This window comes from Chloroherpetonaceae bacterium, assembly GCA_033763895.1.
Classification (GTDB): Bacteria; Bacteroidota; Chlorobiia; order Chlorobiales; family Thermochlorobacteraceae; genus JANRJQ01.
This window is the reverse complement of record JANRJQ010000012.1, coordinates 21,547-35,444: the sequence shown is the minus strand read 5'-3', so window position 1 is coordinate 35,444 and position 13,898 is coordinate 21,547. Positions and strand designations below refer to the sequence as shown.

Here is a 13,898-nt window from a genome sequence, read left to right as displayed (position 1 = left end):
TTATTCTAACTCCGGTTGAACACTGTCATTTTGCTTTAGGTTTGGCTTAAACGGCGGATTTTGTTTCAACTCTTGAAGCAAGATTTCAATGGATTGATTCAATTGAAGGTCTATTTCATTTGAAAAATCTTGCGGAGCAACTTCAACAGTGACATCCGGGTCCGTTCCGTAGTTTTCAACTTGCCAACCGACATCATTAAACCAAAATGAAAATTCAGGTTGCGTGGTTACGGTGCCATCGGAAAGGCTATGTCGTGGGTAAATTCCGATGACGCCGCCCCAAGTTCTTTTCCCAACAAGCTTTCCGAGTTTGAGCATCTTAAATGAATGCGAAAAAATATCACCATCGGAGCCGGCGAATTCATTTGTGAGGCAAAGCATTGGTCCGTTCACTGAATTTGAAAAATAAGGTTCAGGCTCTCTTGACCAACGAGAGACATCATATCCAAGCCGCTTACGCATCAGTTTCTCCAAAAGCAATTGAGAAACATGCCCACCCCCGTTATAACGAACATCAACAATTAAACCATCGCAGGAATACTCGGTGAGATAAGCTCGATGAAATTCTGAATATCCCCACGCTTGCATATTCGGAATATGAACATAGCCAAGTTTCCCGTTGGATTTCTCTTTCACAAAACGGCGATTCTGATTGACCCAATCTCGGTAACGAAGCAATTCTTCACTTTTGAGCGTTTTAACTTCGACAGTACGAATGTTCTCCCCTTTTGAATTTGCCACTTTCAAATAAATTCGTTGACCATAAAGTGAAAGCAGTAATTCGCCCAATGATTTATTTCCCTTTGCGGGATCACCATTGATGGCAAGAATGATATCCCCTTCTTTGAGGTTAACGCCTGAGGTTTTTAGTGGTGATGCATTTTGCGAATCCCAATGATCTCCTTCCGGAATCGAGAGAATTTCATATCCTGATTTACCGGTATTGTACTGAACATCAGCACCTAAAAACCCTTGTAAATACTTAGGTTCTTGGCGATAATCGCCTCCCCATTCATAGCAATGCGAAGTTCCCAATTCACCTTGCATTTCCCAAATCAAATCGGAAAGTTCGGTTCGAGTATTGATTCTGAAAGTGAGTGGATAGTAAAGTTTGAAGATTTCAAGCCAGCGCACGCCGGACATATCGGGTGTCCAAAATTGATCGCGTTGAAGTCGCCACGCTTCACGAAACATTTGACGCCATTCCTCTGCCGGAGATACCAGCACTTTCATTTGAGCAAGTGGAACAGCTTTTCTTGCGCTCGCTTGCTTGCCATCGGGCAATTCGCCTATTGAAACCGCATAAGTGCCGGTGGCGATGCCATAAACCAAGACTTCCCCGTTACCGGAAACGCTGCAATGATGCACATTTGCAGCAATCAATTCATACTTTTGCCCTTCAAATTTATAGAAGTAAAGGTTTGCACCGCTTGGCGTACCCTCGGCCTGCAATGCCCCGCGAACCGGATTCGCCCAAAGTATAACGCCATTTTTTGTTGCATACAATGCGCCAAACCGCGCTTCTTCAATCGGGAATTCGGTAATTCTTTCCTCGATTCCTTCAAAGTCAATGGGTTTCATTGCTTTTGCATTTGTGGACGGTTTTTCCTCCTCTGCTTTTCGAGCGTCCTGCTTTGATTCGTCGGGTTGATTATCCTCATTGATGGGCGTTTCATTTTTTTGCTGAACTTTTTGCGGTTGTACCGGTTCGGGAGCAGGTGATTTAGAAAAATCTGAAAGTTCAAAAAATGGGGCTTTCTTTTCTTTATGAAGCGTGATGAGATATGGTTTTACAGCCTTTGTGAAATTAAGATCAAATTGCAGATTATCATAAACGGGGTTAAAAATGCGATTCGAAAGGAAATAAAGATAATTGCCATCTTTGCAAAATTGCGGAGCGAAGTCGTGAAAGATAGGACGCGTCACTTGATGGCGTTTCGCGGTTTCGATGTCATAAATTTCAATTGCCGCACTTTCTTTTCGAATTGGGAAATTATAGGCGATATAGCGGCTATCGGGTGAGAAGGACGGCAGATAAATTCGATCGGCATCACTTCGAGCAACAACCGTCAGTTTAGAATTCTCCTGTTTCTCAGTATCAATATGAATCAAGATAATTTCTTGGCGGTGGTTGGTTATTGCAACCAAAGGTTTAGATGGTGCGGATGCAAGGGTGATGGCTCTTCCGATGTCGAAATTTTTAAAGTGAAATAAAAATTGATTATCAGAATTAAGGAGCTCCAGCCGCTCTTCTCCACTTGCATCTGAAATGGTCACATAAAACTTATTACCTGCAAGTGGCGAGGTTAACCGAATACGCCCCGTTTGAGAAAAATCTGAACTGCGTTGATTCTCTGCAATTGGTAATGATGAATGCTCACTTGCATCGGTGTCACGATTAAAATTGCCAAGTGACAAAATTGGACCGCCGGCAAGATGCATCATCACGGATTTTCCTCTGCTTGTTACAGTGATATGATTCCCTTGATGCGAAAGCGCGTAAGAATCAAGAGAGCCGGTAACACTGACAAACTTTCTTTGCTTCTGCGTTCGTGGGCTGTTGTAGTCAATGATGATTTTCTCAACTTTTTCCGTTTCAACATTCAAGAGGTAAATATCACCACCGGCGTGATAGATAACAGTTGAGTTTTTTTTCGACGAATCAGGCGAAGCGAAACGGGCAAAGTACTCGGTGTGATGTGTTAATCGCTTAATGTTTTTACCATTCAAATCGGCGGCGTAGAGGTTTCCTATGCCCTCGTGATCGCTGATGAAAATAGCCTTTTGCACACCATTTACTTTCATCAAAAAAGGCGAAACAAAGTTACCGAGAAATCCAAAAAGCTTTGTGAAAGGTTTGAACTCACCATTCCCCGTGTCATCAAGCCAAATATCACCCGAAGTTCCACCTTTGTAGCGTTTCCAGCGGGCTGTATCGGCGGTTCCTCTTCCTATAATACAAGCGGCACCATCATAAGCGATATGTTGCATGTGTCCAAAGGGAATCGCTTCAGGCTCTCCGCCTTCCGGTGAAATAAAATAGGCGTGCATAATTTTCTTAAAGGGCTGTTTTGCAGATGAAAGGAACAGCACCTTTCCATTTCGCCACCCAACGGTTCGTGTGTTGGTGGCAGCTAGATAAGTTAAGCGTTTTGGGGAACCGCCCTGAAACGGCATTACATAAATTTCGCTTTGACCTTCTTCACGCGCGGTAAAAGCAATCCACTTTCCATCCTCAGAAATCACAGGAAAAGTACATTCGCTTAGCCCGGCAGTGAGTCTTTGAGGAACACCACCTTTGGTTGAAACTTTCCACAGATCATCTTCTGATGTAAAAATAATATGATCGTTGAAAAGCGCGGGATATCGATAGTAACCTTCACTTTGATTTTCCTGTAAATGATTGAATTGAGAGAGGATAGAATGAAGTTGCATTTCTTTTTTTTATTATTTGAAAAGATTTCAAACTAAGATTTCTCGAAGAGAAATAAAAAATTTGATTGAAGAATTGAAAAGATTTGAAATATAGTTCTACTGCCCTATTTTACTTCGTCTCAATTAACTTTTTCCTTTTAACTATGAAAAGACTATCTATCGTTTTTTTACTTTCCTTGCTCATCGTTTCAAGCAAGATACATGCGCAAGTTCCGGTTATTGACGGAAATGCAAATGAAACGGCATATACTTCAGTGTTTAATACAAATTCCAACAATGGATTTGGAAGTACCAATGCCGTTTACAGCATTCGAACCTACAATGATGGGGTAAACCTTTACTTAGCCGTAACAGGAACCTTGGATGCAAATAATGGAATTGCAATTTTTATGGACTTCTCGGGATACGGCGGACGTGCAGCGGGGTCGAATGTTGGCGGAAGTTTGAGCGGAGGCGGAAGTTTCAATGGTCCGACTGCCGCAAACAATACCAATCTTACTTTGAATGGGATGGAAGCTGATTATCTAATTTGGATAAACCGAGATGGCACAAACCTTTATCTTGATATGATTCGATATGGCTCGACAAATATCATCACACGGCCATTTATCGGACAAACATCGCTTTCATCAACTTCTTCGGTAACGGGGCCTTCTTCAGCCGACACTTTGTTTATGGGAGCAAATACAATTACCTTTGCTTACGACAATTCAAACACGACCGGGGCAACCGCGCAAGGCTTAGAAATGTCGATTCCGCTCAGTGCTTTACCGGGTGTGAATGCATCGCAAAGCGTTAAGTTTTTTGCAGTTCTAGGTAATACAGGAAACCCTACTTTTTGGTCGAATGAAGCTGTTCCCGGAATAACAAGTGCAAGCAATCTCGGTCAAAACCCCGGTCAATTAAATACAGGAGATGTCTTCACTTCCGAATTAACCTTACCAGTTGAGCTCTCCTCCTTTAATGCTTCTTTCAAAAATGGCACGGTTGAATTGGTTTGGGAAACCGCTTCGGAAATCAACAATCAAGGCTTTTTTATTGAACGCTCAAACGATCAAGTGGCCTTTTCAAACCTTGGTTTTATTCGAGGAAAAGGAACAACAACGGAAGGTCAGCGATATTCCTTTCTCGACCGAAGCGCCGCCGGAAAAGTTTATTATCGGCTAAAGCAAGTTGATTTTGACGGAAAATTTGAATACTCACCAATCCTTGAGGTTTCTGGCGTACCATCACGATTTGCATTGGCTCAAAACTATCCAAATCCCTTCAATCCTTCGACACAAATTAATTATTCATTAGGTGCACGAAGTCTGGTAACATTAAAAGTATTTGACATTCTTGGCCGTGAATTGCAAACACTTGTCAATGAAACCAAAGAAATCGGGAGTTACAGTGTACGATTTAATGCCTCAATTCTTCCCTCCGGAGTTTACTTCTATCGTTTGCAATCCGGCGCATTTTCAGAAACGAAACGAATGATGCTTGTAAAGTAGTCTCGGGTTTCACCAAAGCCTTGTAAGTACCGAGGCTTTGGTGACCAACTTTCATTCGTTAATTCTTATTCAATTACTTTTTGAATTACCCTTTAGAGCCTATTTTTGCTCAATAAGAAAACGAATGAACAATTTATTCATCAAATCTCCACTTCTATTTCGCATCCTCGCCATTCTTTTGGCAAGTTGGTTTACTGTCTTGCAGGTGCAATCCATTGTAAATTCATTCACCCGCCCAACAGACGAAAACATTTTCCGCGATTCTGCTCGTGGTGTTGAGGTAATTTCTGTTTCCAAAGATGGCGCTTCAGAAAAAGCCGGAATGAAGGTTGGGGATATCATTGTATCAATTAACGGGAAGAAATTCAGCAATTCGAGAGAAGCAAATAACATCTTACTCCAATCCCGTCCCGATGATGTGCTCGTCTATACGGTTTTACGAGAATCGATACTTATCAACCTTTATGTTCAGATCGCAAAAGTTGGCGTTGATTGGGCACAGTTAATCTTGTTGTTCATTGCATTATCAACCACAACGATTGGTCTCTTTGTCGGATGGTTAAGGGCTGAACTTCTTGGCGCAAGAATCTTTTCGATCGGGCTCATTTTATTTTCGAATCTTTTTGTCCCTTCGTTAGGGCAATCTGAACTTCCATTAACAATTATTCAACTCTCTTGGGCGTTTTCTTTTCCGCTTTTGCTCCATATGCGGATTTATTCCCCCAAAATAAATCTTAGGCATTATGAGTTAAAAAAACTTGTTCGAAATTACTATGTCGTATCAAGCGCTTTTTTTCTTTTTTTGCATTTTATGCTTCCAAATCTTCGGGTTAAAGCCGGAGAAGTCTCCATTCCGACAATTATTCTGATTGGCGCTCCGCAAGTTTTTTTTATCATTTATTCTCTTTGGGTTTGGATTGATTTTGATAAAAAGCAAGAAGCCGAAAACAAAAAACCGTTTCAGCTAATTCAAGTTGCCTTTGGGCTTTTTGCGCTGAGCTATGTTGTTGGAAATTTTTTGCTCAATATTTTTACTTACGGCCGATATGTTTTTGTTTTAGGTGCCGCTGTTCCCATCATTTATTACTATATCATCATTCGCCATCGACTCTTTGGCATCACAAGGCTTGTTCGTCGAAGTTTAAGACATCTCATTGCGACAATAGGACTTGTAACATTATCGATTTGGGCTTTGATAAATCTTATTGCGTTTCTTATCAAGTTTAATATTGGTGGATTCGGCGTACGGTTCACTTCATTTAGTGTTCAGGGTTATCCTGCGCCAATTGGTTCAACGGCAGAAATCGGAGGTCAACGGTTTTTGTATTTGATTTTTGGAATGGGCATTGCATTTGGATATGCGTGGGTGATGAAGCATTTAAAGTACACGCTTGATAAGCAGTTTCATCAAGAGGACTATGATTACCGAAGCGCACTTTCTGAATTTGCCCAAATATTTGCTGAAAAGAGAAACATCAATGAACTTGCCGATGCCATATCTGATGAAACAATCAAGTTGATGTCCCTCAAGGGAATGGCAATCTATTTGGTCACACGAGAAACTTATGAACTGATTGTTTCTCGCGGTTGCTGCGATACATTCACCGTTCAAAAATCTTCCGATGTTTATTCAAGGCTTTCTTCTTATACCGGAATCACTTTGTATGACGAAACCCATTCTATTCCCGAATTCACAGAAGCGAGTGTTCAATTGATTGTACCCTTGATGATTAAAGACCGTCAGGTTGGTGTGATGATTTTGGCTGAAAAGCTTTCTGAGGATTCTTACAAAAAGGACGACTTAGAGTTTATCGATTCCGTTTCTAAACAGGCCGCCGTTGCGCTTGAAAACGCGCGTCTTACCAAAGAAGAAAGCGATCGAAGGCGACTCAAACGTGAGCTTGAATTTGCCCGAAAGGTTCAGCAAGAGTTACTTCCCGAAACTTTACCAACGCTTGAGAATCTTGAAATTGCAGGGACTTACATTGCAGCAGGTGAAGTCGGCGGTGACTATTACGATGTAATTAAACAGTCGAATGGGAATGTCTCCGTGCTTGTCGGGGATGTCTCGGGGAAAGGGATTTCAGCGGCAATGAACATGTCTCGGGTTCAAGGCGTGGTTCGTGCAATTACATTCGAAAATAATTGCAATCCCAAATTGCTCCTTGAAAAAATTAATAACGCCATTTTCTCACACACTTCTCGTGGAACCTTCATTACAATGATTAGCGCAGAGTTTAACCCATTTGAACATCGCTTAAAAATTGCACGCGCCGGACACTTGCCATTGCTTCATTTTAATTGTAAAACCAAAGCATTAACGCTTATCAAACCCAATGGTATCGGGCTTGGTTTGGGAAATAAAGAAATCTTTGATAAAACCGTAGAAGAAATTTCTTTTACATATTCAGAAGGTGATTACTTTCTATTTATTTCCGATGGGGTTACAGATGCCAAAAACAACTTGGGTGAAGAATTTGGCATCGACGGTTTAGAAAAAGTATTAAAATCACTTCCTGATTTAAGTGCTAAAGAAATTTTAATGCGTATCGAAAATGCCTTGATTGATTTTGCCGGGAATGCCGAGCAATATGACGACGTGACAATGCTTGCGGTTAAAGCAAAACCACTCAAGTCAACTTCAGACCGAATGTGAACCAACCAAAACGAATATTAGTCATTCGCCTGAGCGCTATTGGTGATATTGTTCTCACCACACCAATCCTCCGATGGCTCAAAATGAAATACCCAAAAAGCGAAATTGAATATCTCACCAAACCTGAACATCAGCCTTTATTACGCCATAACCCGCACATTTCAAGAATTCATCAACTCGGATCATTTAATTCGAATTTGGAATTGCCATTTGATTTGGTGATTGACTTGCAAAATAACCACCTATCGCGAAGCCACACGCCTCGAGTCGTTAGAGAGGTTTATCGCTATCAAAAGGAAAATTGGAAGAAGTTTCTATTGGTATGGGTGAAGTGGAATTTCTATCGAGAGATATTGCCCGTTCCTGAGCGATACAAGAAATCGGTAGAAGTTCTTCAGTTGCCCGATGATGGAAGAGGGTGTGAAATTGTTCTTACTTCAGATGAAATCAAGACGGCCCAAGAGATGATTTCAAGTACAACAAACCAAAAGATTTTAGCCGTTTGTTACGGGGCAAAGCATTTTACCAAACGCTATCCACCGGAGAAATATGCCGCTTTTCTTTCGCAATTCAATCCAATCGATTGGAAAGTGATTCTTTTGGGCAGCGAGACTGATAGCATCAACGGAAAATTAATTCGGGAGGGAGTAATTTCAAACGGCTTCCCTGCTGAGTCTTTAATTGATTTTTCTGGGAAACTAAGTCTTCGCGAAACCGCGGCACTTTTATCGCTTTCTCATCATGTGCTTACCGGCGATACAGGTCTCATGCATATAGCCACAGCGTTTCAAAAGGATTGCACTGTAATTTTCGGGTCTTCGGTCAAAGAATTTGGGTTTCTCCCGTATCGCTCGCCCTTCAATTTAATTGAGAATCCTTCTCTAACCTGTCGCCCGTGCTCACATATTGGCCGCGCATCGTGCCCGAAAGGTCACTTCAAGTGCATGAATGATTTGGAACTTGATTTCAAATTGATTAACTAAAAGAAAATTCATCACATGAAAACAATTACGTTGGATATTCCTGACGAATTAGAAGAAAAAAAAGCAAAACTTCTTATTGCCGGGGCTTTGTATGATAAAGCTATTTTAACCTCATCACAAGCGGCAGAACTTGCCGGTATGAGTCGAAAGGAATTTTTGATTGAGTTAGGAACAATTGGGATTACTATTTTTGGCGAAACTGAAGAAGATTTAAAGAAAATCAGATAATGATTTGTGTCTAAAGTCGTTTGTGATACAAGTTGCCTTATTTTTTTAGAAGCAATTGATTCATTGAATTATCTCAACTTACTTTTTGAGGAAATCCTAATCACAAAAGAAGTCGCTATAGAATTCGGTTCTGTCCCGTCTTGGATTAATGTTAATAAGCTCAATCCTTCAAATATTAATAATCCATTAATAAGTCTTGGAAAAGGGGAATCGAGTTCCATTCGGCTTGCATTGGAAATTAAACCGACTTACCTCATTCTTGATGATAAAAAAGCCCGAAAAGAAGCACTGAAATTTAATTTAAGTGTAATTGGCTCTTTAGGTGTTTTATTGATTGCTAAAAAAAACGGATTGATGTACGATACTGAAAACTTGATTGAAAAGATTCGATTGACAAACTTTAGAATAAATTCAAATTTACTTCAGCTATTGAAGGATAATTAAATTCAATCCATTAAATCTGCTTTTGATAGATAATGTATTCCTTATAAGCCTCACCGCCAATTGTTTCAGCGAGTTTCATCATTTGAACATTTGATTTCAGTACCCACGAGAGCTCACTTCCAACGATTCCTTTTTGCAGCCCATTTTCAATTGCAGCATTGTGAAAAATGCTATCCAATCCTTTATTTCGATATTCCGGCACAACTCCCATAATGATGGTTCTCACCATATTTATTTTTCGCGAATACCACAAAAACTTGATAATTCCCCACGGTGTCATTGGGTTTCCATTGACATGCTTCAGCGCAACATTGATGTCGGGCAGTGCGATTGAAACGCCAATTGGTTCGCGCTTTTCATTTTCAAGGATATAAATAAAATCAGGGTCAGCAATTTTTCTTAAATCTTCGACCAAAGCATAAAATTCATTTTCTGTCATTGGTACAAAGCCCCAATTCTTTTCCCACGCAGCATTATACAGTTTTCTTACAATCACGGCTTCCTCTCGCCAATTCTTTAAGTTGACTTTTCGAAGCTTGACCTTATAACGCGCAGTCAGTGAATCTGTAAGGCGTTTTAGACGGGGGCGATCAATGGTGTTTTGAAGAATCTTAAACGCAACCAATTCTTGAACATTTTCAAGACCATAGTTTTTACAAAGGGTATGATAGTAAGGGGGGTTGTAAGTCATTAAAAAGACTGGCGGAGAATCATATCCTTTTGAAAGCATCCCCAATTGATCATTTTGTGATGGGCTTATAGGACCTCGCATTGCATCTTTGCCCTTTGATTTAAGCCACCCTTTGGCTGCATCAAAAAGCGCATTCGCGACTTCTTGGTCGTTCACACATTCAAAAAAACCCCAAAAGCCGATGTTATCTTCGTGAACTTCGTTATGCAATTGGTTTGTGACTGCCGTAATGGTTCCTACCATCTTTCCATTTTTCCAAGCGGTGAAACAGGCCCGATCGGCATGTTCCCAAAGCGGGTAACGAGTTTTATCCAGCGTTTTTTCATAATCGGAGATGATGTGAGGAACCCAATTTTTCTTTAGTTCTAGGTCGGTGGTGTAAATCTGCCAAGCGAATTTGATGTATTCGCGAATTTCTTTCTTCGTTAGAGCCTCTTTAATTTCTACAGACATTGGCTAATTTTTCGTTGTGAATTAATTTTTAATTGATATCCGTTGCGAGCAGGGGTTTCGACAAGCCGTGGCCAACACTTACTTTTGTCATTTCGAGCGCAGCGAGAAATCTCAGACTTTCCGAACACCAGAGATTTCTCACTTCACTTCGCTCCGTTCGAAATGACAAAGCCGATGCTCTCAGCTCTCAACCGGTTTTAAATATTGCCAACCTTCAGAGAGAATATCATCTTGTGAAAACCCGTCTTCTTCATTACCGGGCACAATATAGACGGCATCGGCAACAGCGAATTCAAAGTCGATATAATTTATTGCGTGCAGAATCGCCGCAAAAGTATCGCGTCGAAATAAATCTTGTTCCTTAATATCGATTTCGGTTAAGAAGCGATCGAGCTCAGGCGTAACTTCCAAAAGGAAGCACAAACTCACAACTACATAATATTGATGGCTGCTGAAACGCGAAAGCTCATCAGCCTTCTCGCCCAATTCTTCTTCTTCTGTTGCTAAATTAGCTTCAATTCCCGTTGTCCAATCTTGAAACTCCGCTTCGGCATCATCTTCTTCAGGAAGATAATCCCAATAACCGTATTCAAAATATGGCTTCGCTTCTAAAAGTTTAGAAATGAATTTCTTGTAAAAGCGTTTCTTTTCTTCGGGCAATTCGTCTTTTTCGCTCTCTGCAAGAATATGGTGCAAGTCTTTTCTTAACCCTTCGATTCCAAAGGCATTGAAAACGACCTGAACTCCGAAGAAGACCATATCATCAGGCTTGCTTCGCCCAAATAGTTTTCCAAAAAAGCTACGTCGATTCATTGTTTATCAAACTTTTTACAAGTGAATTATCAATTATTTTGCAACAAGATAGCTTCAAAAATACGCCTGAAAGTGGATTTCGAAAATGAAAATCTCAATTAAAACTTTAAGCCAATTCGAAAACACCGTATCTTTGTGGTTCAATCATCAAAATTCAATTTGAACTTCTGAACAACGCTTTGCTTAAGCACTCAAATTTTGATAACCGAGTTGATATGCATTAGCAATGACTTCTAAATTCCAATGAAATACTCTTTTTCTGAAATAGAACCCAAGTGGCAATCGTATTGGGAAAATTCTCAAACCTTCAAAACCATTGAATCCACTTCACAGCCCAAGTTTTATGTGCTCGATATGTTTCCTTACCCAAGCGGCAGCGGCTTGCATGTCGGGCATTTGGAAGGCTACACCGCTACGGATATCGTGGCGCGCTACAAGCGTCATAAAGGATTTTCAGTTCTTCATCCAATGGGTTGGGATGCTTTTGGCTTACCCGCCGAGCAATATGCGATCAAAACCGGAACACACCCCAAAGTAACCACCGAGCAAAATGTTCAGAACTTTAAGTCGTCTTTGAAACGCCTTGGCGCTTCCTACGATTGGTCGCGCGAAATCAACACCACCGACCCGGAGTATTTCAAATGGACACAGTTCATCTTCCTTGAGCTTTATAAAAAAGGGCTCGCCTACATCTCCGAAGTCCCCGTCAATTGGTGCATTGAGCAAAAAACAGTACTCGCCAATGAAGAAGTGGATGAATACATCGAAAAAGGATTTACGGTTGTTCGCAAGCCATTAAAACAGTGGGTGCTCCGCATTACCGAATACGCCGAGCGTTTGCTCCAAGATCTTGATGGGCTTGATTGGAGCGAGAGCATCAAAGAAATGCAGCGCAATTGGATTGGCAAATCCACCGGCTGTGAAGTTGAATTCAAAGTGAATCACGCGGCGGAATCAATTCGTGTTTATACCACTCGCCCCGATACGCTTTTTGGCGCAACGTATATGGTGCTTTCGCCCGAGCATCCTTTAGTTGAGATGATCACCACGAAAGAACACAAGAGCGCGGTCGAAAAGTATCAAGATGAGACACGGCTTAAGTCGGAACTCGAGCGCACGGGATTGCAAAAAGAAAAGACGGGCGTGTTTACAGGCGGTTTCGCCATCAACCCCCTGACCAAGCAGCCCATACCGGTTTGGATTGCCGATTATGTTTTGATGAGCTACGGAACCGGCGCGATTATGGCCGTTCCCGCACACGACGAGCGCGACTGGGAATTCGCCAAAAAATTTGGGTTAGAAATTCGAGAAGTCATTCAATCGCCAAAAAGTGTTCAAGAAGAAGCCTTTTCTTCTAAAGACAGCGTGTGTGTGAATAGTGCAAACAGTGAGATTTCCCTGAATGGACTTGGTTTTCAAGAAGCCTTTGAGAAAGTCTGTGATTATCTCGAAGCGAAAGGAATCGGAAAGCGAAAAGTCAATTACAAACTTCGTGATTGGGTTTTTTCTCGCCAACGCTATTGGGGCGAACCAATTCCGATTAAACACTACTATGAAGGCAAAGCCGCCGGCACGATGCTTCCTGAAACGAATCTGCCGCTTTTGCTTCCGGAAGTTGAAAAGTATGAACCAAGCGGCACGGGCGAATCGCCGCTCGCAAATATTGATGCGTGGCTTTTTGGTGAAGATGAAAACGGGAAGTTTCGCCGCGAAACCAACACAATGCCACAATGGGCAGGAAGCTGTTGGTATTACTTGAGATTTAAGGATGCAAGAAACATGACGGCTTTTTGCTCCTCTGAACGCGAAAAATATTGGGGTCAAGTCGATCTCTATATTGGGGGAGCGGAGCATGCGGTGCTTCATCTGCTCTATTCGCGCTTTTGGCATAAGGTTCTTTATGATTTAGGGTTGGTGCACCATAACGAGCCATTTCAAAAGCTCTTTAATCAAGGCATGATTTTGGGTGAAGATGGTGAGAAGATGTCGAAATCGCGCGGGAATGTGGTTGCGGTTGATTCACTTCTTGAAAATTATGGTGCCGATGCGGCACGGCTGTATGTGATGTTCTTAGGGCCACTGGAGCAAGTCAAACCGTGGAACACCAAAGGCATTGAGGGTATTTCGCGCTTTTTAGGCCGAGTTTGGCGCTTGGTGTACACCAATCTTCATGACGGCAGCCCCGAAACGGATAACATCGTAGGCGTTTCTGAAGAACCGCTTCCTTTGGAGCTCAAAAAAGCACTTCACCGCACCATCAAAAAAGTGGAGGAAGATTGCGAAAACTTACGGTTTAACACCGCCATATCGGCAATGATGGAATTGGTGAATGCCTTAACCAAAGAGAATAATCATAGCCGCGAAGCCATTGAGCCACTTTTGGTGATGCTCTCTCCTTTTGCGCCACATATTACAGAGGAGCTTTGGGCAGCAATTGGTCATACGAGCAGTATTAGTAACACACCCTTCCCGATTTTCGACCCTGCTCTAACGGCAGTTGATGCCGTGACGATTGCCGTGCAAGTGAGCGGCAAGCTTCGCGGAACATTTGAGGCTGCCGTCGGAATGAGCAACGACGATTTAATTACACTTGCCAAAGAAGTAGATTCGGTGGTGAAATTTTTAGAAGGCAAAGAAATCATTAAACAAATTGTCGTTCCAAATAAGTTGGTAAATTTGGTGGTGAAGTAAACACAAAATTA

The 13,898-nt window shown here is 41.7% G+C and carries 9 protein-coding genes; 6 read left to right on the top strand and 3 right to left on the bottom strand.

The features are described 5' to 3' along the window. Entirely contained in the window at nucleotides 1-3,435 is a 3,435-nt protein-coding gene (locus tag SFU91_13255; GenBank protein MDX2129994.1) for a S41 family peptidase, read from the bottom strand. A gap of 143 nt (nucleotides 3,436-3,578) precedes the next feature. On the opposite strand from SFU91_13255, the gene SFU91_13250 reads away from it, so the two are divergent. From SFU91_13250 to SFU91_13230, 5 genes are all read left to right on the top strand, one after another. Next, nucleotides 3,579-4,928 carry a T9SS type A sorting domain-containing protein gene (locus tag SFU91_13250; GenBank protein ID MDX2129993.1) on the top strand — a complete coding sequence of 450 codons (1,350 nt, stop codon included), beginning with the start codon at nucleotides 3,579-3,581 and terminating at the stop codon, nucleotides 4,926-4,928. A gap of 124 nt (nucleotides 4,929-5,052) precedes the next feature. Beyond that, nucleotides 5,053-7,584 (top strand): SpoIIE family protein phosphatase, encoded by a 2,532-nt coding sequence (locus SFU91_13245; protein MDX2129992.1) that lies wholly within the window; start codon nucleotides 5,053-5,055, stop codon nucleotides 7,582-7,584. Then, nucleotides 7,581-8,567, top strand: coding sequence for a glycosyltransferase family 9 protein (locus SFU91_13240; protein ID MDX2129991.1), 987 nt, complete (start codon nucleotides 7,581-7,583; stop codon nucleotides 8,565-8,567). Before SFU91_13245 ends, SFU91_13240 begins: the two co-directional genes overlap by 4 nt. 15 nt (nucleotides 8,568-8,582) lie before the next feature. Next, a complete protein-coding gene (locus SFU91_13235) occupies nucleotides 8,583-8,795 on the top strand; it encodes a UPF0175 family protein (protein MDX2129990.1) in 213 nt (70 codons plus the stop codon). A gap of 6 nt (nucleotides 8,796-8,801) precedes the next feature. After that, nucleotides 8,802-9,239 (top strand): DUF3368 domain-containing protein, encoded by a 438-nt coding sequence (locus SFU91_13230; GenBank protein MDX2129989.1) that lies wholly within the window; start codon nucleotides 8,802-8,804, stop codon nucleotides 9,237-9,239. 10 nt (nucleotides 9,240-9,249) lie between these two features. Here SFU91_13230 and SFU91_13225 read toward each other — a convergent pair whose 3' ends face one another. Together SFU91_13225 and SFU91_13220 are read right to left on the bottom strand one after the other, a co-directional pair. Then, entirely contained in the window at nucleotides 9,250-10,383 is a 1,134-nt protein-coding gene (locus SFU91_13225; GenBank protein ID MDX2129988.1) for a GNAT family N-acetyltransferase, read from the bottom strand. A gap of 180 nt (nucleotides 10,384-10,563) precedes the next feature. Further along, nucleotides 10,564-11,196, bottom strand: coding sequence for a hypothetical protein (locus tag SFU91_13220; GenBank protein ID MDX2129987.1), 633 nt, complete (start codon nucleotides 11,194-11,196; stop codon nucleotides 10,564-10,566). A gap of 243 nt (nucleotides 11,197-11,439) precedes the next feature. Between SFU91_13220 and leuS the strand changes: the two genes are divergently transcribed. Beyond that, nucleotides 11,440-13,887 carry a leucine--tRNA ligase gene (gene leuS / locus SFU91_13215; GenBank protein ID MDX2129986.1) on the top strand — a complete coding sequence of 816 codons (2,448 nt, stop codon included), beginning with the start codon at nucleotides 11,440-11,442 and terminating at the stop codon, nucleotides 13,885-13,887. The last annotated feature ends 11 nt before the right edge of the window (nucleotides 13,888-13,898 follow it).